Here is a 21845-nt window from a genome sequence, read left to right as displayed (position 1 = left end):
GCCCCTAATTGATATCGACATCTTTGCCCGAGATTTGCACCGGACCTGAGGCTTCAAAGCTAAATTCCGTACCATTTATTGTGATATGGCCAGCGCTATCCATTCTTAACACACTGGCACCGCAACGCAGTTCAAGGGCATCCCCTGCATCGATGGCTAACGTATTACCCACACTGATTTTTTTATGTTGACCAACCGATTCAGTGTTATTTTCATTAATAGTTTCAGTACGATTACCTTTCACCACCATCTCTTGATTTTTATCGATAATTTCAGCGTGGCTATTAAAGACATGCGTCGTGCGATTGTTAAGCACCACGGTATTCATATCCTTTTGCGCATGAATAAAAATCTCCTGCTTACCGCCCGCATCTTCAAAACGCAGTTCATTAAAGCCGTCACCCTTATGGGTTTTGGTTTTGATTGTGGTGCGAGTCATATTTTCAGGGAATTTCAACGGTGGCGCGTTACGCCCGTTATAGGTGCAACCGGTGATAATCGGTCTATCAATATCGCCATTTAAATAAGAGACAATCACCTCTTGCCCGATACGCGGTACGGCAGAAAAACCATAGCCATTACCATTCCAACCCATTGCTACGCGTACCCAACATGAGGCACTGTGATCGGGTTTGCCATAGCGATCCCAATGAAAATAGACTTTTACTGCACCCACTTCGTTGACGTAAATTTCTTCACCGGGAGGGCCAACCACAGTGGCAACTTCATCGCCATCGGCAGTGGGTTTGTAATGATGCGGTGGGCGCCACTCTTGTGTACCGGGAATAAATTCGACGCTATTAGACAGTTGAGTACCTTCACCACCGCCGTTATCTGCTAACGGCTGTACGCCATGATGCGAAACTTGAATGACTTGCCAATTATCATTCATCATTAAACTAGGGTGGTTGCTTAACGAGAAAATCTTGCCCGGCATTAAGGCAAAACAGTTGGTGCTGGAGCGCCCCACACGACTGCCGTTGCGCAGTTGTTCAAAACGAATAGCAGTGAGTGGTGCGGCTTGAGCATCTTCTTGAAAGCGTCCATAACTTTCAAACACACTATGCTGACCACCTTTCTCTAATTTGGCTTGATGCGCTAACGGGTAAGAAGGACGGATAAAGTTATTGTCTTTTTGAATGGTTTCATCGACACAGAGATATTCGCCGTATTGCCATGTGGTTGCCGTGCTGTCGGTAATATCGCTTTCAGCCTGCGGGTTATAGGTTAAGTGAATACCCGCTGTCATCCCCATATGCTCATCGCTATAAAACAGTTGGTTCTCTTCAAACCAAAAGTTAATGCCTTCTTCAAAGGCTAAACGACACCAAAACGCATAAGCAGATTCTCGTTTTTGCGTGGTATAAGGGCGCGTTTGGTGTAAATCATCACGGTAAAATTTGCTGTCTGCTTTGATATGCGCTTCTTCCAACAGCGTTTTTAAAATCTCAGGCACTTTTTTATGCTGAAAAATACGGCTGTCTTGATTTAGCGTCATTACCCACATTTCAGGACGGATGTCAAAGTGATACCACGTTTTTACACCGTCAGTATTGCCTTGTACGGCGCCAGCTAATATTCCGCGCACGGTGCGGACTTCTTTACCGTTACGTTTAACCGTTAACGAGGACGCCACACCTAACAGCGATTGAAAATCGATAAAAGGCAATGTGGTAACCGCGCTAATGGATAGCGAAAATAAACGTGATAACCCTTCATTTAAATTAAATTCAGTCACTTGAAAAGTACTTTCGGGTAAGCCGGCAATTTGGCAGGTAAAAACTAAACCCGAAGGTGAAACGGCACCTAATAGCGAATCTAACAGTTGTGCATAGGCTTTATTTTTAGCCAATCCTTCAGAGAATGTGAGGCCAGGCATATCGTCGTTTTTTATTCCTCCCGCAAAACCACTGCCAGAAATAAGTGCTGAGGTTTGAGAGGTCATGGATGAGGCTTGCGAAAGCCCTTGTTGTGCGATCTGAGCTGTGGCGAGGGCTTGCTGAGTAGAGGCTGAAAGGGCGGAGGTTGCTTTAGAAATCGCTAACGCTTGCGCTTTGTCGAGCGCTTTCTTCTTTAATCCACCAAGTTGAGAGGTCGAATTATTTTTTTTATCTTTCGCAAACATCATTCGCTCCAATATCCACTGAGCAAGCTACCGCTTGTTTTTATCCATTAAGAAAACGCAAAGAAACACCTACACACCAAGGCGTGTAGGTGAAAGGAAGGATTAACCTTCGAGAGGCGCACGCCAGTCGTCAGAGCCTGAAGTACCTGCAACCGTGTGTTCCCAATCAATTTTGCGATAAGAAAGGGAGACTTCGATTAACTGTGTGAAGTCTGATTTTGCTGGATCTTGACAGTGAGGCATTTGGCAATCGATGTTGACGATAGTCGCATCGGTTAATGTGGTGGTGAAGAAATGCTCTTGTTTCCCTTCAACTGAAGTGCGATACCATTTTAAAGTGGTTTTCGGCAGCATTTCACCAGAGGCTAATGCGTTATACAGCAGAGGAACGGCTTTGTTTAACGCCACGGTAAAACGGAATGGTTTATGGGCACGTTGACCAGAAGGCTGACCAGATTGTGGATCAGTCGGTACTGTTACTACGTGAGAAAATGCTTGTACCAGCATTTCATCTTCGTGGCCTTGAACATAAATATTACCGACGGATTCCGCGGTAAATGCACCCGCAGTGATGTTACCTTGAGTTTTCCCTTCGATAGAGATATAGCATGGAGTTGGCATGGCAAGTCCTTAATTTACATTGAATAATCGTTTTTCAACAAAATCATTTTGTTGAAGTCCTTTCGATAAAAATCAGCCAGTGCGCACTGCGATTTGATAAGAGTAGCTTAAGTAATTTTGAAAGGAAGTAAAGGAAGGGGCGGGGAGAAAGGGCGTTGTATCCTCGTAGGATAAGTGACTTAGCGTAAAATAATTGTTCACGCGTTATTTACTGCTTTCGTTTCCTAGAATAAGTGTATTTACGTGCATAATTCTCTTTCGTAAATGTCCGAAATCTCGCTAAAGCCAGTCCGTTCTAATGTACATAGATTTTTAATATGTAACAAAATGTGTATTTTGTTTCAAATTGTAACGGTGTTGATTTATAAGGAAAAAATAATACTATTTTTATAAAAACAATCAAAAAAAGATTTATTTTGATATTGGTGTAAAAATGAACACTTAAAATTTGGTTATATATAGAGATAAATATAATCTTAAGTGTAACCATTTTAACTACTACCTTATTTTCCTCTGAATCAACATCAAATAACCAATCCATTGTTATATTTCTTATCACTACCTCCTTTTTATGTGCTCAATTTATTAACTTAGTAATATTAGTGATCTTGTGGATTATTTGTTAATCAAATCATTTTATCCAACTTATTTTATTTGAAATTTGAATGTGTCATAAACCCATATTTAACAAATAGGCAGTAGATCTTTAATAGTGAAAAATTTTATATTTTGACAAAGAAACCAAAAAAATAACTAGCTGAATATGCTCTCATTTTACTTGACGTACTTAAATAATCGATAAAAAACAAAATGATGATTAATCCCATTCTTTGTATAAGTAAATTAAATAGTACGGATTTTTAAGAAAAAAACAGACGAAAAGATTTACAAATACTTTACTAATACTTTACAAATGAAATAAGATAGCGTGATTGTTTTAATGCTAATAATTCATTGAGTAAAAGGAACGTGTAAAATGGCGATATCTAGAAGAAAATTTATCATTGGTGGAACAGTGGTGGCTGTCGCTGCTGGTGCGGGTATTTTGACACCAATGTTAACTCGCGAAGGACGCTTTGTTCCGGGTACGCCAAGACATGGCTTTGTTGAAGGTACTGAAGGTGCTTTACCAAAACAAGCTGATGTTGTTGTTATTGGTGCTGGTATCCTTGGTATTATGACAGCAATTAACCTTGTAGAACGTGGTTTATCTGTTGTAATTGTTGAGAAAGGTAATATCGCGGGTGAGCAATCTTCGAGATTCTATGGTCAGGCAATTAGCTATAAAATGCCAGATGAAACGTTCTTATTACACCATTTGGGCAAACATCGCTGGCGTGAAATGAATGCGAAAGTAGGTATTGATACTACTTATCGTACACAAGGCCGCGTTGAAGTTCCTCTTGATGAAGAAGATTTAGTTAACGTAAGAAAATGGATTGATGAAAGAAGTAAAAATGTTGGCTCAGATATTCCATTTAAAACCAGAATTATTGAAGGTGCTGAATTAAATCAACGTCTTCGTGGCGCGACAACAGATTGGAAAATTGCTGGCTTTGAAGAAGATTCTGGTAGCTTCGATCCAGAAGTTGCAACCTTCGTTATGGCTGAATACGCTAAAAAAATGGGTGTTAGAATTTACACTCAATGCGCGGCTCGTGGCTTAGAAACACAAGCTGGTGTAATTTCTGACGTTGTAACAGAGAAAGGTGCAATCAAAACTTCTCAAGTTGTTGTTGCTGGTGGTGTTTGGTCACGCCTATTTATGCAAAATCTTAATGTTGATGTTCCAACACTGCCTGCCTATCAGTCTCAACAGCTAATCAGTGGTTCACCAACGGCACCGGGTGGCAACGTCGCTTTACCGGGTGGTATTTTCTTCCGTGAACAAGCTGATGGTACTTATGCAACTTCTCCTCGTGTTATTGTGGCGCCAGTAGTGAAAGAATCCTTCACTTATGGCTATAAATATCTGCCATTATTAGCATTACCTGATTTCCCTGTGCATATTTCTTTAAATGAACAATTAATCAATTCATTTATGCAATCAACGCATTGGAACTTAGATGAAGTTTCTCCGTTTGAGCAATTCAGAAATATGACTGCATTACCAGATTTACCTGAGTTAAATGCTTCATTAGAAAAATTAAAAGCAGAATTCCCTGCCTTTAAAGAATCGAAATTAATTGATCAATGGAGTGGTGCAATGGCTATCGCACCAGATGAAAACCCAATTATCTCAGAAGTTAAAGAGTATCCAGGTTTAGTCATTAATACTGCAACTGGCTGGGGTATGACAGAGAGCCCTGTATCAGCAGAATTAACCGCTGATTTATTACTGGGCAAAAAACCAGTTTTAGATCCAAAACCATTTAGTCTTTACAGATTCTAATTAGACTAAAATGTAAAAACCCTCTTAATAGAGGGTTTTTTTATATGTTTTTTATTATTACTAAATTATTGCTTTTGACTAATTTAAAATAATATTTAATTTATAAGTTAAGATTGGTTTTTTATAAGTGGAATTTTTAAATAAATAATTATCACTTTATTCTAAATAAGACGTAAGTTAATAAAAATAAAATAAACTGTTATTTTTTCTCTAATGTAAGAATTATTAATAAATATGTTTTTAATGTTATTTTAATGAATTTTTTATTTTAAATAATTTTATTTTCTTCTATAAAACTATAACTAAAAAATAGTTAACTTATTGATATTTATTGATTACATATTTAATTTTTAATACTGTAATGTTACCCTAAATCTGATGTTTATTAAAATAACATATAGAAATGTAAATTATTTTAAATTTGAAATATCGGAATAACCTTATTAACAGAATTCGTGAGAATAAGTAATATTACGATTATTTAATAACTAATAGTTAAGTATTTTCAGTTTATAGATTGATAGTTTACAAACTATAATTCGGTGTTTTATCGATGTAATCATCTAATGAAAGAAGGAGAGTAAAGGGATGATTAACACCAAAGTTGGGAATAGAATAAAAATGATAAGAAGACAATTGAAAATAACAGAAAATGAGATGTCTGAAAGGTTGGGAATAAGTATGCTACATTATTCTCAATTAGAAAATGGACATTTAAAAATAACAGTAGATCAATTGATTGCTATTTCTTATATACTTGGTGTTACACCTCAAAGTCTTATCTTAGAGGCTAAGAAAACAGACTTTATGGTTTTCGAGGATAAGCAGTCGATAACTCAACCAAGTGAAATAGTTATATTTAGAAAAAAGAAAGTAGTTTAAAAATCACATTGGTATATTGCTTGTTGATATTGAGTTCTGATAAATATATTGAGTTATTTTTTAGTTGTTTTAATTAAAATTCTATTTCTCAAAACTCAATAACTAATAGCACAAAAGCCATCTTATTATAGGATGGCTTTTGTGTATTTAATGGCAGAGTGTTGTACCTGTTATATGATTTATAGCACCGTTTCTAATCAATAGTTTCTGCATATCTTTAAGATTATTTTGGCAAGCATAACTTAATGCGCTGTGGTTATAAGAAAATAATGAATTATCTTGTGTTGTTGTAACAAGATTAACATCAGCACCTTCAGAAATAAGGTATTCTACGGTATCAAGACGATTATTATTGGCTGCAATCATAATAAATGTTTCACCATCGCTCTCTACTCTTTGGTTATTGAGTTCAATATCGCTTCTCATTAGGTCGTGAATTTTTTTTACCACATTGACATTATTTCCTAATACGGCTGATTTAAAAACATTATAAACATCATCTTTATCCGTGGCCCAAAGGCTCGCGCCTTGAGAGATGAGATAATCCACCATCTCTTCATCACCAATAAACGCAGCCCATCCCAGAGCTGTTTGCTCTAAACTTCCAGTATCTTTCGCTTCAATATTTTGACCATTGGCAAGCATCTTTTTGACTTCATTTAAATCACCATGTTTAACAGCATCAAACCATAGTGCATTTTTACCTGTACTTGGAGAGGTATAGAATATCCGATGTGGTAAACGTGATTTATTAGCCAACTCAATCATATCAGAATAATTTGATTTAAAAGATTGATATTCGAATGGATTATTTTCATTAATAATCAATGCTTGTGCGCCAAAAGAAACTAATGCCAATGAAATAACAAACATTTTTATATTCATTTAAATACCTTAAAATCGAAATAATTAACAAAACTTATTACAATTAGTTTATTAAAAATTAATATTTATTAGTGTTGATAATTGAAAAAGAATGTAAGTAAGATGTGTCTTATTAATACGTATTTTTAATAAAGATAAATCTTAGTAATCTATTTTTCCTACTTGATGAAATAAATAAGTATCTTTACTTGTTTTTATTAAAACAGAATGGAAAATACGCATTTTTATCTCTTTATATGAGTATTTTTTTACGTAAAGATAAAATATTGAAAAGTGAAAAATCTATATTTAATTAATCTTTTATTTTTATCTTGTTCTCTTATTGCAATAATTAGTTACTTTTAAAATGGCTACTAATGCAGTTTAATTGTCATTAATAAGAAAATTAACTTAATAATCTATATAAATGATAGATAATGTTGCTATCATTATATTCATTATTTTTAATATTTAAATTTTAGACTTTAATATCTGTATTTCTAAGCATTAATTATTAATTGAGATAAGAGCTATTTAACTTTCTTTCATTCTTTTTTTGATTAAATCAGAAGGGAAACAGATAAAACTGTTTTTTTTGAGATAAACTCCAATAATTGAGCTAGTTATTATTGGAGTTATTTTGGGGAATAATCGTTATCGTTTACGGCGATAAATACGATGCTCAATCATCGTACCAATGATCATTAATGGCGTGTTTTCACTGCTAAGTGTTGGATAATCACTATTTAATGGCACAAGTTCAAAATGTTCATTGCCATTAGCATCAATACGAGTTGGTCTATATTTCTTAAATGTTGCTTCTCTTTCATTATTAGCAGCAACAATAAATTCTCCCGGATGTGGTTTTATCTCAGGATCGACAATGATTACATCTCCTGATTTAAAATCAGGTTCCATTGAGTCTCCTTCTATCTTTAATGCAAAAGCACTTTGTGAGAGTTCTTGATCTGTCAGAATATACTCAAATTCACCATCACAATCTGTAATAGGAACGCTATGTACTAAGTTTCCCGCTTGAACGTAGCTTATTAGTGGTAATTTTTTCGTATTGATATCATGAACAGGTTGAATATTATCACCCATCATTAACCAACCGGCATCACACTCTAAAGCTCTTGCAATGCTAATAATATTGCGAGGTTTTTTTGTTGAACCATCTTCTATTGAAGCCCATGATTGTTGTCTGATGCCAGCTTTTTCAGCTGCTTCAGTCTGAGTAAGCCCCAAGGCATCTCTTCTGGATTTAACTCTATTTGCAAGACTCATGTTTCCTCCTATTAAAATAATACAGATAAAACTGTATTTGACAAACAGATAAACCTGTTATTTAATACAGTTATACCTGTTAAATAATTTATCTAAAAAAGAGTAAATCAAAAAATGATAATTTATAAGGAGTCATTTATAGGCTAATAAATATCGATATAACTAGTTTTGTAGTTTAATAATAACAATTATTTATTGTTAGATTGCTATTCTAAATAAGAATGGTTTTATTATTAATGATGCCTAAAATATAAATTTCTGGTTTGGTCTTTTTAAGCGGAAGGAGGCGGTGGTCGTTATAAAAAATAATTGAGTTTATATTAAATCATCATGTCTATGATAAGTGATGCTTTTTTAGGAATGAAAACATTCTATCTATATTAATTGAAGCGCTAATTATTTAAATGTTTATTTAAATAATATGGACGCCCTATTTTTAAAATAAAGGAATATTATGAAACTTATTGATGGATTAAAAAAAGAATTAAAAGGTTTTTTCAATGAAACATCTGAAAATAACTATGTGAAGATTTTTGATACGCCCCATGTATGGGGAATGCCATTTGGTAAAGAAATTATGCCAAAAGCGATAGAGCGTGAGGCTGAATTTGAACAAGCCATTACATCTATCTTAGATAAAATGCTGTATCGCTGTGATATTTCATCACTTAATGCCCCTGATGAAGAGTGGCGTAAAATTATTCTTGCTGCAATTGATAAATCTTTTTCTGAAAAGAAAGGACGTAAAGATCGCACGCAAATTCGATTTTTATTTGCACAGACACCAACAGTTTTATTAAATGGTGTTAAATACTATTTTAGTGGAACGCCTGAATATCTGGCATTAAAAAAAGATCTTATTGAATTAATCAAAGAACGCGGAAAATATTGGGAATGTATTCCAGATATTTGGATTGGTCGCTTTTATCGTATTATTGATGGTCTAAAAGTCTCGTTAGAAAAAAAAGTATTACCTGAAGATTTTATTTCTGAATTAGATACTCGAATGACATGGAACCATACAAAAATTATTGCTGTTGATGGTTGTGAAGCTTTCGTTGGTGGTCATAATTTAAATATGGATCTTTTTAAAAGTTATCCACCAGTTCATGATGTTTCCGTTAAGGTTATTGGCGAATCAGCACTTCATTCCCAATTATTCTTAAATAAAATGTGGGATGTAGGTAAAGATTTAATTACAAAAGAATATTTTGATAGTAAAAAAAATGAATGGGTCGCTAAAAAAGCAAGCTATAAGATTATCGATCCATTAACAAAGAGCAGTGTATTAAGAGAAATTAAAAAGAAAAATGAACAAAACTTAGCTCAATCGCCAGATGAAGGCTTTTTCAAAACTGACCGTATTTTCTCTGTAGGAAAATATTGGGTAGGGCCTGATATGCGAGTTGATTATAAGAAAGGTTCCGAGAAAATGAAGGAATACCTTATAAAAAATGCTAAGAAAAAAATTCGTATGTCTCAACAAGATGTAGTGAGTGCATGGAAGAAAAAATGGAAAGATCACCCTGTCTGCCATTGGATAATTGAAGCGTTATTAAAAAATCCAGAGTTAGAAGTTGAAATTGTTGTTTCACCATTAGATGCCGCCGCCGGTGCTAATGGCGACCAATATTCATTTGGCTCTGGAGCACAAAGAACCTTTGAATTATTTAAATATTATCTGACTCATGATGTTGATACAGATGCCGTTATTCCTGATCCTGATAAAATTCGTGAATCAGCATTACGTCGTATTAAAATAGCGCCATTCTTCTTTACCGATAAAGTACCAAAAGCACTACAAACGGAAGGTAAAACCTATAAATGGCCTGGTGCAGATGAATCATCTTATACCGCTACACTAAAAGAAGCGCCACTAAGCGAAGATCCACCGAAACAAGGGGATATTGGTCATCCATTCTGGTCATTGGTTAATGCGAGTGGTATTTACCCTAAAGTCGCTCCTGCACCGGGAAACCACGCAAAAGTGACTATTATTGATGATGAATTGTATATTGTTGGTTCCGATAATATGTACCCAGGGTATTTGTCAGAATTTAACTATCTTGTTGAAGGCGAAGAAGCCGTAAGTACATTTATTGAAGAGTATTGGGATAAATTATGGCGTTATTCTGAACCTCACGCTTTTAAACAGAAATAAGTTTAATAAACTCATTTAGTCATAAAAGTGATTAAATATAAAAGGGGAGTTAATCCCCTTTTTATTTAAATATAAAATAACGTATTTATTTAAGATAATCTAATGGCCAGTGTTTGAAATAAATATGATTGGCTTGCCAGTCTACTTTTTCTGTATTGTCGCTTAATAAATGCTTAGCCACCGTAAAGGCAAATTCAAAACTTACACCTAATCCTTTTGCACTGATAAACTTTCCATCAACCACAACATCTTGATCAAGATAATGACCATCATCGTATTTATCTGCTAATTTATCGCCAGTACTGTAATTACGACCTTCAAGAAGATGATGTGCCGCTAATACTTTGGCACCAGAAGAGCACAGTGCACAAATATATTTATCTTCAGCAATATGGCGCTTAATAAATTGAATAACTTGCTTGTTAGCGCATAAACGATCTGTGCCTTTAGGGCCACCCGGCATCATTATTGCGTCATAGCTATGTGTAAATTTATTTGCTAATAGAAAATCAGCGCTGATTTTAGTTTCAAAATAAGTATTTAATACCAAGCTATCCATGCAAGAAAGTACATCAACATGAATATCAAGACGGCGCATGATATCAATAAAAACAACAGCTTCACCTTCTTCAAATCCATCAGCTAATAAAACGGCAACCTGTTTCATTTTATTTATCCCTTATGTGTTTTTAGTAATGAGTGGATATTTTGAATATGATTAACAATAGTTTCTTTATCTTGTTTATCAATGGTATCTGCTGTGGCAATCCAGCTTCCTCCACAAGCAACAACTTGTGGAATAGCAAGATAATCACTCACGTTATTTAAACTAATGCCGCCTGTAGGCATAAATTGGGCTTGGGTGTAAGGTGACGCTAATGCTTTTAGCATTTTTACACCGCCAGAGGCTTCTGCAGGGAAGAATTTAAGTAAGGTTAAGCCTTTTTCAAGAGCAACTTCGACTTGGCTTGGATTATTAATGCCTGGCACAATATCAATGCCGTTATTAAGGCAGTAATCAACGGTACTTGGGTTATAACCCGGAGAAATAACAAAGCTTGCTCCAGCTTCTTTTGCTATATCAGCTTGTTGTGCAGTTAATACTGTTCCTGCACATAAAATAAGCTCAGGAAAGTGCTCATGCATTAGCTTTATAGCTTTGGCTGCTGCCGGTGTACGAAAGGTAATTTCAGCAACAGGTAGTTGATTTTGGGTTAGAATTTCACCCAGCCAGATTGCATCTTCAGCGCGATTAATTTGGATCACGGGGATCACTTTCAGTGATGAAAGAGTATCAACAATTGACTGTGTCATGGTTATCCTTGATTAGTGTGTAGAATGAATCAGTAATTTCATGAGGAATGATGGCGCCATGGTGTTGAATGACGAGTCCAGCTAAGGTATTTCCCCATAAACAGCAGGTCGATAGGTTTTGATTTTGTAGCCAAGCAGCAATAAAAGCAGCATTAAAAGAGTCACCTGCGGCGGTGGTATCAATAACGGAATCAATGGGTTTGGGAGAAACATAGCCCGTACTTTTGCCATCAGACCAGTAAGCGCCATTAGCACCCAATTTGACAATGACGTTCTGATTACCCCATTGATGAAGGCGTTGTGTAATGTCTTGTTCTGTCAGCGCTGGTTTTTGCCAAAGTATTTGCTCATCATCACCAGTGACTAAAGCAATATCACTAATGCGATACAGCTTTTCAAACCACTCTTGTGCATGAGGTATTGAATCCCATAAACGTGGTCGATAATTAGAATCGACAATGAGCGTCATTCCACGCTGTTTAAGTTGTGCTAATAAGGTGAGTAAAGCGATTTTTCCTTCATGCGTTAAAATAGCAAGAGAAATACCGCTAAGATAAATGACGCTATCATCAGGAAGTGCATCGAAACTGTCTAAAAAACGCTTATCGGTCGCAATATAACGTGCGGCAGCATCATTTCGCCAATAGTGGAAACTGCGCTCACCATGAGCATCAATTTCAATAGCATATAGACCAGGAAGTTTTTCGGGAATAGTAATAACAGATTGGCAATCGATCCCCTCGTTTTCCCATGCTTTCTGCATTAAGGCACTGTAAGTATCAGTGCCTAGTCCTGTCATATAAAGCGGATGTAATGAAGGCGATAGTCGCGATAAATAGAGTGCGGTATTCAGTGTATCGCCACCAAAACGTTGTTGTTGTGGTAAGAACGGTTGACCACTCAGCTCTATCATACATTCGCCAATAATGGCGACAGTTTTATTGGTTTTCACAGTTTTCCATCACTTTTACAGACACGAATTTTATCTGCAACCACAGCTTTCATTGCGGCTTTGCCTGGTACAAGGTAATGACGAGGATCACTTGCATCAGGGTTATCTAAAAAGTATTGCTTGATAGCGTTAGAGAAAGCAATTTTCAGTTCGGTTGCAACGTTAACTTTGCAAATACCTAAATCAATACAACGGCGTACATCGGCATCAGGAATACCCGATGCACCATGAAGAACTAAAGGAATGTCAGTCTTTTGGCGAATAATGGCTAAACGATCAAAATCGAGATGAGGTTCATGTTTGTACATGCCATGCGCGGTACCAATTGCAACCGCTAATGAATCAATACCCGTTGCTTTGATAAATTGTACAGCTGAATCAGGATCGGTGAAAAGCGCATCTTTAGCATCAACGACTAAGTCGTCTTCTTGCCCACCTAAACGACCTAATTCAGCTTCAACGGTACAATCCCAATGATGGCAGAAATTAACCACTTCTTTAACGATACGAATGTTTTCTTCAAAATGAAAATGAGAGGCATCAATCATGGCAGATCGCACACCAGAAATGACTTTATGACAAATATCAGGAATATCTTCATGGTGATCTAAATGTAGGGCAACAGGGATACGATATTGTTCTGCGGCCTGCTGGCAAATAGAGATCAAATAATCACTACCTGCATAAGCAAACGTGCTTGGTGTACCCGCTAAGATAACAGGTGATGCCATCTCAGCGGCTGTTTCCATCACAACTTGAATGGTTTCCAAGTTATGAATATTAAAAGCAGGCACAGCATAATTTTCACGCTGTGCTTTATTGAGCATATTACGAGTAGAAACCAGATACATGTTTGCCTCTCATCTTTCGTTTAATTACGAATTATAATAAACGAAAGAAATAGAAAGGTAAAAGATCTAAATCACATTTTTATTGCCTTCGCACTGAAAGCAAATGAAAGGTGATTAGAAAAAATGTGCCATTTTAGAGCTATAACTGGTGATCCCTTTGCGTAATAAATTATTTTTCGGTCGTCTTGACTGTCCTATCACGGTTTCAGCGACTTTTTGTGCTAAGGTTTGTTTTTCTAAACGGCGGGTTAATGGTGTTTGCTGAGTTGTATAATCTTCGCAAAAAATGACGTTTACCTCTTGTGTTGCTTTCACTCCAGTCACTAAAGCTTGAATAGCAGGAATTTCGAAACGAAAGTTATCTTTTTCGATAGGTAATGGAAGTGAAGGTGTTTGCCATAAATTGATACGATCAGCACAATAAAGCGCAATAATCACGGCACGCAATGACCAAAAACTACTGGCAGGTCCACTGTAGTTATCAACTAAACGAGGATCGTGAGTAAATAAGCCTTGAGTCGGGGCGCCATTTTTTAATGCCCCTTGAGAAATAAAATAACGTAAACTGCTTTCAAAGGCGCGTTTTGCCTCGCCTACTTTTACTGAAGGACAATGTAAATCGACACCCGCTAATAATGGAGCAGAAACCGCAAGGCGATAGCAGGCACTTCGACCAAAGAAAGGAATACCTTTGGGAGTCATAAAATAAAGGTAATGCTGATTAAAGGTATTAAGTGATTGAGTAATAAATGTCGTATCAAATTGAGGATCAATTTGCGTTAACCAATATAATGAATAGTAAAAGCCCCACGCATTGTAGTAATCATAATTACCTTTTGCTCCATCACGAAACCATCCGTCACCAACATAAAACTCTTTTAATCGTTCATATCGCCAATGGGCAATCGTGTCTTTCCCTGTGAGTGCTTTAATGACAAATTGGACGGTAAGAGGGAAGAAATGCCAGTTATTATCAACAATTTCACAGTGATTAACTTGCTCAAACCAAGTAATAATTTGTTGTTGTGTTGTGGGGGTTAATGTATCCCACACCCATTCACGGCTTATCCAAAGAGTGAGCGCTAAATCAGATGCTTCACAAATTCGTTGATCGTAATCTTCAAGTTTCCCCCAATATCCTTTATGAAGTGGATCAGTGCCATGAATAAAGCTTTGTTTGATCATTAAAGGTAAGTTGAAAGCTTGATGATTTAATCCCATCAATGTACTTTTCTTGCTGCTAACTATCCATGTTGCAAGTAGAGGAAGTACCCTGCTAACACCTTCAAGAGCATCCGTTCTTGCCGTTTGTTGTCCTGGGCTTCCGGGATAATAAGCATGAGAGTAACCCCAGACTTGGTAATGATGAAAAGCCTGTGTGACATACTGTGTCAGCATTTCACATAAAGAGAAAAGTGACTGACTTTCATCATTAAAAAAGTCAGTGATCGTTTTATCATAGCGACGATAAGCTGATTTTCTGACTAATCGTCGAATGATATTTTCCTTAAATAAGCGTTGGTAGATTTCTACGTTTGGGTGCTCATAAGGGAGTTTGGGTCGTGCTGAAGATGCAATTTCAATAGCCATTTTCGTATCTCAGAAAAAAAGACGCATCCTTGCGAAACAGAACGGAAGTTGAATATTAAGGTTTTGCAGAATCCACTAGTATTTGATAGTGATCTTGTCCCCAAAGAACGGGCTTTGGCTTATCTTTGATCCACTGGTAATACGCATTTTTTAGTTCTGCCACTTTTTGTGGATTTTGTTTAGCAAGATCGATTGATTCAGCAGGATCTTTTTTATCGTTAAAAAGTTGAGGCTGATTTTTTCCATCATCATAAAAATAGAGCGCCCATTCACCATCACGTACAGCCCAAGCACCTTTAGAGAGTTTTTCTAAATTAGGATTTGTAGGCGGTGTTTTACGTTGATAGGTTATCCATTGGTGATATCCGTGCCAAAACTCTTGGTTTTCTTCACTGTAATGTTTAGTACCAGGGCCGGCCCAATAAAGATAGTTATGAGGGGACTTTGTTGTTTCACCTTTAAGTAAAGGCATGATATTTTTCCCTTCAACGTTTAGATTGTCAGGGATCGCAATACCTGCTGTTTGTAGTGCAGTCGGTAAAATATCAAGTGCGGAGATCATCTCATCACTTTTTGTTCCAGCTGGAATAGTGCCAGGTTGATAAGCAATAAAAGGTACTCTAACGCCACCATTAAACATTTGCCCTTTAAAGCCTCTATCCATCGCATTCATTGGCATTGGTGACTCATTAACAGCACCATTATCCGATAAGAAAAAGATCAGTGTATTTTCTAACTCACCATTTTCTTTTAATTTCGCAATAATTTGACCAATACCTTCATCGGCTGCATTTAATGCAGCAAAGTATTTATCTGCCTCAACATTTCCTGTATCAAATTTCTCCATATATTTAGCAGGAGAAGCTTGTTCTAATGGAATATGGGGAACGCTATATGAAAGATTGATAAAGAAAGGTTTATCTTTATGTTCATCAATAAATTTTAGGGTTTCATCCGTTAAAAGATGAGTGGTGTAATCCGGAGCAGGAATATTGACACCATTACGCCAAAATGCAGGTGAATTCCATAAAGCTACTCCTGATGCGTAATAGCTAAAGTCATAATCGAAACCTCGTTCATGAGGGGCATAACCCGCTTCTGGCGTTGAGATCATATTGTCGTGATAATCACGAGTTTGCTTACTTTCATTAATTTTCGGTTTGCGAATAACTTTTGCGTTATGCCATTTACCAATACTGGCGGTGGCATAGCCATTTTCTTGGAAAAGTGAAGGCAATAGTTTGATATCTTTTGGAATACCTAAAATAGCATCGTCATTACTGTAAGTACCAAAGCTTGCAGGAGAGCGCCCAGTAAAGATACCTGCTCGAGAAGGGCCACAAACAGGGTGTGCAACAAATGCATTAGTCATTTTTGCACCATTTGCCGCCATATCGCTGACATTAGGCATGGCAATGCGTGCAGCTTCTACCATTTTGTTGATATCTCCTTCATAACGAGGAGGTGTCGGTCTTTGTGCTAACGCATCCACATCTAAGGTATCTAACACAAAGTCAAGCTGTCCGGTGCCTAAATCATCCATCACGATCAACAGCACATTCGGTTTTTCAGGTGTTCCACCTGCATTGGCAGATATTGGGGCACTTAAACACGATGTAGCAATGAGCCCAGCGAGTAAGCTTTTTCTAACAGAAGGTAAGGTCACGAATTGTCTCCAGAATAAACAAGATAAAATAAAAATAGGGCTACTTTATGTAGTTTTTTTTCATTGCGGGAAGTGCATCGCTGGCGAGACCTCCTCGTGAAATAGATTGCTGCATTAACTGCATACCTATCGCTGTATGATGAAATATTTGTTTATAAGAACGACATAGGTAGTTATGACGATGTTTTTCACCTTCAATAGCAATAATGCGATGTTTAGGGCAACCGCCATAACATAAGCTTTGCACTTCACACTGTTTACAAAGGCTGGTTTGTTTATCGTATTTATTTTGACCAAAGCGCTGTTGCTGTTTTGATGTTACTAAGCGAGCAAGGCTATTTTGATGGATATTGCCTAAATTATTGGCGGGATAAACATAGTGATCACAAGAATAAATATCACCATTTGCCTCAATGATTAACGCCTGACCACAGGTTTTCGATTGAATACATGTTGATGCAGGATATCCCATCCATGTGCCTAATAAGCTATCAAATAAACGAATATATATTTTTCCAATATCGCCTTGGCGTATCCATTCATTAAACACTTCTGTCATAAATTGTCCGTAGCCTTCGGCTGGAACAGAAAATGGAGCCAGTTGTGCATTGGGGCCAGGGGCATAATGTCCGCCATGAGTATGAGGAAAGCGTCTATCGACTTCGACAATGGGAATAAATTGAAAGAATGTTGAACCTAATTCTTTTAAGGCTTGGTAGGTTTCTTTTCCTTTATTCCAATTTTGGTCGTTAACTACCGTGAGTGTATTAAATTCGACGCCATATTCGTTTAGTAGCTTAATTGCACGCTTTACTCGTTCAAAAGTAGGGCTACCATTGACTGAAATACGATATTTATCGTGAACCGCTTCAATACCATCGATGGAAACACCTAATAGAAAGTGGTTATCCGCAAAAAATTGTGCCCATTGGCGATTAATGGCGATTGCATTGGTTTGTACGCTATTTGTAATTGTCTTGCCGTTAGCAAATTGCTTTTGGTATTTAACGACTTGCTCAAAGAAGGCTAATCCAGCAAGTGTTGGTTCTCCTCCTTGCCAAGAAAAATCAACCTGGTCGCCACTGTGTGACTGTATATAGTCTTTAATATAACGACGAAGGACACCATCAGGCATGACGGTATGGCCTGTCTCTTTTTCTTCATCTTGAAAAATATTTTCTTTTTCCAGATAAAAGCAGTATTCACACTTAATATTACAGTGGTAGCTTGTGGGTTTTGCCATCATATGAAAATAAGCAGGTTGATTTAATGCCATTCGTCATTTCCTGAGTTTCTTTTTTATCCTGTTACATTACGTAAAATTTATCAAAACAAAAGAGATTAAAATCACAAATACGAAATATCGAAAGTAAATGAAAGTTAATTTCGAAAGATGAGAACCTAAATTTTCGATTAAAATACTTTCGATTCGATACTATTTCATGTTTTATTGACTATTTGAGCTATTTATTTTGATTTGTTTTTCGAAAATGAATGCATGATATGGAGTTTAAAGCTGTTTATTGTGTGTTTGTGTGATATTAAATCTATATTATTGTGTTTTATCTAGCTATATATGGTGTGATCATAAGTATAGCGTTGCGTTATATCATTTTATTTATTGGAAACTGGCGGCCTCAAGGCTATTATTGAAGCTACACGAAAATAATCGTAAGTAATCGATGATGATTCGAAACTTTGTGAAAGAGATCAAAAGTTTTGTTTTTTTGCATTGTCGGTAAAAATTGGCGTAGTAAACTACATTCGAAACCAATCGAAAGAAAGTCTTTTGGTTTCGTAAGGAGACGAAAGTGAAAGCGGCAGTTGAGAGGCGTATGGAAATCCTCGATATGGTAAACCAACAAGGTAAAGCCAGAGTCGAAGATCTCGCTGAATTATTTAAAGTCTCAAGTGTCACTATCCGCAGCGATCTAAGTTTTCTTGAGAAAAATGGTTATATCGTTCGCTCTCATGGTGCAGCAATTCCTAATACGGGATTTATTGCCGAATTGAGTATCCACGAAAAACGTGGGCAAAACGCGGGCATTAAAACATTAATCGGGAAAGCTGCCGCAACGCTGATAAAGGATGGAGACACCGTCATTCTTGACTCGGGGACAACTACTCGCGAAATCGCGACACATTTAAAGTCGCGCGAAAATGTAGTGGTCATGACTAACGGTCTGGATGTCGCAATGGAGTTAGCAAATACCTCAGGTGTGGAAGTATTAATGACCGGTGGTGTATTGCGAAAAAGTGCGTTGTCTTTTTCAGGCTCACAAGCTGAAAATAGCCTTAGAAATTATCGATTTGATAAGGTATTTCTAGGTGTTGACGGATTCGATTTACGTGTTGGTATCACCACACACAATGAACAGGAAGCCAGTCTTAACCGTTTAATGTGTGATATCTCAGAAACGATTATTGCGGTTGCAGATTCTACGAAATTCAGTAAACGCAGCTGTCATATGATCAGAGAGTTTGGTGATATTGATATATTAGTGACCGACTCAGGTATCCCTGAAGAGTATATTCAGGAACTGAAAGAGCACAAAATCGAAGTGATTATCGTCGACGATAAGGCATCGTAATTTGCTAACTCCATTAGCAACACCGCCGGTGTTGATTATGGAGTTAGTATTTAATGCATCCTTTAGAAAAGATTGTTCAGCAACATAAATCAGGCAAACAGAATGGTATTTATTCTGTTTGTTCTGCCCATCCTTTAGTAATAGAAGCAGCTCTATTACAAGCGCTGGATAATGATTCCTTTCTGCTAATTGAAGCCACCTCTAATCAGGTTGATCAGTTTGGTGGTTATACGGGAATGACCCCCGCTGATTTTTACCAATACGTCATTGAACAGGCTGAAAAAGTAGGTTTTCCTATCGAGAAACTTATTCTTGGTGGTGATCATTTAGGGCCTAATCGTTGGCAACATCTTAATGCCAAAGAAGCGATGGCAAATGCAGACGTGTTGATTGCACATTATGTTGCCGCAGGTTTCAAAAAAATCCATCTTGATTGCAGTATGTCTTGTGCTGATGATCCTATCCCGTTAACAGACGAAATTGTGGCCTCTCGCGCAGCACGTCTTGCGGTGATTGCAGAAAATACCGCAAAAGAAACATTTGGTTCTAGTGACATTGTTTATGTTGTTGGTACAGAAGTGCCCGTTCCGGGCGGTGCTGCCGAAGAACTTGATACCGTTGAAGTGACTTCACCAGACGCAGCGCGTAAAACATTAGAGTGCCACCGCCAAGCTTTTCAAAAGGCGGGAGTTTCTGACTGTTGGGAGCGCGTGATTGGTTTAGTGGTTCAACCCGGTGTTGAGTTTGATCACACTGGTATCATTGATTACCAACCTGAAAAAGCACAGGCATTAAGCCAAGTGGTGAACGATTATTCTCACATTGTTTTTGAAGCACACTCTACGGACTACCAAACCAAAGAGGCTTATAAACAATTAGTTCATGACCATTTTGCCATTTTAAAAGTTGGGCCTGCCTTAACCTTTGCTATGCGTGAAGGTTTATACGCACTCTGCTCGATTGAAGAAACATTATTCCCTCAAGATCAGTGCTCTAAATTGCGTGAAAAAATGGAACAACTGATGTGCCGTGAGCCAGGATTTTGGCAAAAATACTATCACGGAGATGAACGTCAACAAGCCTTTGCTCGAGTCTATAGTTTTAGTGATCGCATTCGTTATTACTGGCCTGATGCTGAAATTAATGCCGCCATCGACACACTAATGGATAACTTATCCGTTAAACCTATTCCATTGCCTTTATTGAGCCAATATCTGCCTTATCAATTTACCCAATTTAGAGAAGGCATGATTGACGGATCACCTGAATCTTTTGTTATTGCGAAAATACGTGATGTGTTATCGGTTTATGCCGATGCGTGCTATGTCCATTAATTGAGGGAAACCATGGAATATTTAAGTTATCAGACCGCTCAATTAGAGCAACTGAATGCATTTTGGACTGCGAAAGAAATTGAGCAACAACCAGAATGTTGGAAAAAAACATGGCTATCAGTGAAAGAAAATCGTACTGAGATCCAAGCCTTTTTAGATAAAGCGCTCTCACTGCCTTATGCGCGAATTATCTTAACCGGTGCGGGTACGTCTGCTTTTGCTGGAAAAGCGTTAGCACCCATTTTAAGTGGTCATACAAAACGTCGAGTAGATGCGATTGCAACCACTGATTTAGTGGCTGATCCACAAGAATATTTAGCGGAAGACATTCCAACATTACTAATCTCTTTTGCACGTTCAGGTAATAGCCCTGAAAGTGTGGCTGCGTTAGATGTTGCGACTGAATGCCTATCACAATGTTATCACTTAGTACTGACGTGTAATCCAAATGGCAAACTTTATGAGTATTGCCAAAACAACCGCAGTGCATTGGCATTATTGATGCCAGAAGAATCAAACGACCGCTCTTTAGCGATGACCTCTAGCTTTTCATCCATGATGATGGCGGCTGTAACCATCTTTTTAGGTGATAACGTTTTTAGTGACTCAATCGCGCCATTTTTTAGTGATTATAAAGCGCAGTTTGATAAAGCGAATCAAATTATCCGCGAAAAATACGCCGGTAAATTTAAACGGGTTATTTACTTAGGAAGTGGCGGATTACAAGGATTAGCGCAAGAAGCAGCTTTAAAAATGTTAGAGCTAACTGCGGGTAAAGTGGTTGCTAGTTTTGATACTCCATTAGGCTTCCGACATGGCCCTAAGTCTATCGTAAATAAAGAAACTTTAGTGGTGATGTTTTTCTCTAATGATCCTTACACTCGTCAATATGAGACTGACTTATTACGAGAGGTTATTCACGATAATGCATCAGGTAAGGTGATCGCGATCACCGCACGAAATGATAATACTTTCTCAAAAGAGAGTTTTGTTTATATTCCTGCGCTAGAGAACTGTTCAGATGTGGCGCTATTGTTCCCTTACTTGATGTTGGCGCAATCATTCGCATTTCACAGTTCCATTGCACTAGGGAATACGCCTGATAACCCGTCTCCGACAGGAGAAATCAACCGTGTTGTACAAGGCGTCACAATTTATCCGTTCTCACTTAAAACAGAAGACACACAGTCTGCTTTAAATTAATAAAATATAATA

Annotated in this window: 17 protein-coding genes; 6 read left to right on the top strand and 11 right to left on the bottom strand. The window is 37.2% G+C overall.

All coding sequences use genetic code 11. The features are described 5' to 3' along the window. Positions 1 to 4 precede the first annotated feature (4 nt). Positions 5 to 2125, bottom strand: a complete 2121-nt coding sequence (locus F1325_RS14085) for a type VI secretion system Vgr family protein (RefSeq protein WP_160230884.1) — start codon at positions 2123 to 2125, stop codon at positions 5 to 7. Positions 2126 to 2227: 102 nt separating this feature from the next. Further along, complete coding sequence (locus F1325_RS14080) at positions 2228 to 2746, bottom strand: Hcp family type VI secretion system effector (RefSeq protein ID WP_036939804.1); 519 nt, start codon at positions 2744 to 2746, stop codon at positions 2228 to 2230. Between the two features lie 976 nt (positions 2747 to 3722). Between F1325_RS14080 and F1325_RS14075 the strand changes: the two genes are divergently transcribed. Then, entirely contained in the window at positions 3723 to 5138 is a 1416-nt protein-coding gene (locus F1325_RS14075; protein WP_100160198.1) for an NAD(P)/FAD-dependent oxidoreductase, read from the top strand. Positions 5139 to 5726: 588 nt separating this feature from the next. Further along, a complete protein-coding gene (locus F1325_RS14070; RefSeq protein ID WP_109371266.1) occupies positions 5727 to 6020 on the top strand; it encodes a helix-turn-helix domain-containing protein in 294 nt (97 codons plus the stop codon). A gap of 147 nt (positions 6021 to 6167) precedes the next feature. Here the strand turns inward: F1325_RS14070 and F1325_RS14065 are convergent, their stop codons facing one another. Further along, complete coding sequence (locus F1325_RS14065) at positions 6168 to 6905, bottom strand: ankyrin repeat domain-containing protein (RefSeq protein ID WP_196564396.1); 738 nt, start codon at positions 6903 to 6905, stop codon at positions 6168 to 6170. Positions 6906 to 7538: 633 nt separating this feature from the next. Continuing rightward, positions 7539 to 8171 (bottom strand): LexA family protein, encoded by a 633-nt coding sequence (locus F1325_RS14060; protein WP_109371264.1) that lies wholly within the window; start codon positions 8169 to 8171, stop codon positions 7539 to 7541. A gap of 454 nt (positions 8172 to 8625) precedes the next feature. Between F1325_RS14060 and F1325_RS14055 the strand changes: the two genes are divergently transcribed. Then, positions 8626 to 10332 carry a phospholipase gene (locus F1325_RS14055; protein ID WP_109371262.1) on the top strand — a complete coding sequence of 569 codons (1707 nt, stop codon included), beginning with the start codon at positions 8626 to 8628 and terminating at the stop codon, positions 10330 to 10332. An 85-nt stretch (positions 10333 to 10417) separates the two neighbouring features. On the opposite strand, the gene F1325_RS14050 is transcribed toward F1325_RS14055, so the two are convergent. The 7 genes from F1325_RS14050 to F1325_RS14020 all read right to left on the bottom strand — a co-directional run bounded on the left by F1325_RS14050 (position 10418) and on the right by F1325_RS14020 (position 17981). After that, positions 10418 to 10999 carry a DJ-1/PfpI family protein gene (locus F1325_RS14050; RefSeq protein WP_109371260.1) on the bottom strand — a complete coding sequence of 194 codons (582 nt, stop codon included), beginning with the start codon at positions 10997 to 10999 and terminating at the stop codon, positions 10418 to 10420. 5 nt (positions 11000 to 11004) lie between these two features. Next, a complete protein-coding gene (locus tag F1325_RS14045) occupies positions 11005 to 11646 on the bottom strand; it encodes a bifunctional 4-hydroxy-2-oxoglutarate aldolase/2-dehydro-3-deoxy-phosphogluconate aldolase (protein WP_160230604.1) in 642 nt (213 codons plus the stop codon). Beyond that, positions 11627 to 12598 carry a sugar kinase gene (locus F1325_RS14040; protein ID WP_109371256.1) on the bottom strand — a complete coding sequence of 324 codons (972 nt, stop codon included), beginning with the start codon at positions 12596 to 12598 and terminating at the stop codon, positions 11627 to 11629. Before F1325_RS14040 ends, F1325_RS14045 begins: the two co-directional genes overlap by 20 nt. Then, entirely contained in the window at positions 12595 to 13449 is an 855-nt protein-coding gene (locus F1325_RS14035; RefSeq protein ID WP_109371254.1) for a tagatose bisphosphate family class II aldolase, read from the bottom strand. Before F1325_RS14035 ends, F1325_RS14040 begins: the two co-directional genes overlap by 4 nt. Positions 13450 to 13563: 114 nt before the next feature. Then, positions 13564 to 15039 carry a DUF2264 domain-containing protein gene (locus F1325_RS14030; RefSeq protein WP_109371252.1) on the bottom strand — a complete coding sequence of 492 codons (1476 nt, stop codon included), beginning with the start codon at positions 15037 to 15039 and terminating at the stop codon, positions 13564 to 13566. A 55-nt stretch (positions 15040 to 15094) separates the two neighbouring features. Then, positions 15095 to 16705, bottom strand: coding sequence for a sulfatase family protein (locus F1325_RS14025; RefSeq protein WP_160230603.1), 1611 nt, complete (start codon positions 16703 to 16705; stop codon positions 15095 to 15097). A 40-nt stretch (positions 16706 to 16745) separates the two neighbouring features. Beyond that, complete coding sequence (locus F1325_RS14020; protein WP_160230602.1) at positions 16746 to 17981, bottom strand: anaerobic sulfatase maturase; 1236 nt, start codon at positions 17979 to 17981, stop codon at positions 16746 to 16748. 535 nt (positions 17982 to 18516) lie between these two features. On the opposite strand from F1325_RS14020, the gene agaR reads away from it, so the two are divergent. From agaR to F1325_RS14005, 3 genes are read left to right on the top strand one after another with little or no spacing between them, the layout of a single operon-like run. Then, on the top strand, positions 18517 to 19296 hold the full coding sequence (gene agaR, locus F1325_RS14015; RefSeq protein ID WP_075673686.1) for a transcriptional repressor AgaR: 780 nt from the start codon (positions 18517 to 18519) through the stop codon (positions 19294 to 19296). Between the two features lie 53 nt (positions 19297 to 19349). Beyond that, entirely contained in the window at positions 19350 to 20630 is a 1281-nt protein-coding gene (kbaZ, locus tag F1325_RS14010; protein ID WP_109371246.1) for a tagatose-bisphosphate aldolase subunit KbaZ, read from the top strand. A 12-nt stretch (positions 20631 to 20642) separates the two neighbouring features. Next, complete coding sequence (locus F1325_RS14005) at positions 20643 to 21833, top strand: SIS domain-containing protein (protein WP_160230601.1); 1191 nt, start codon at positions 20643 to 20645, stop codon at positions 21831 to 21833. Positions 21834 to 21845: the final 12 nt, after the last annotated feature.

The organism is Proteus columbae (assembly GCF_009914335.1).
Taxonomy (GTDB): Bacteria; Pseudomonadota; Gammaproteobacteria; order Enterobacterales; family Enterobacteriaceae; genus Proteus.
Note: the sequence above shows the minus strand (reverse complement) of the source record. Positions and strands in the feature narration are given on the sequence as shown.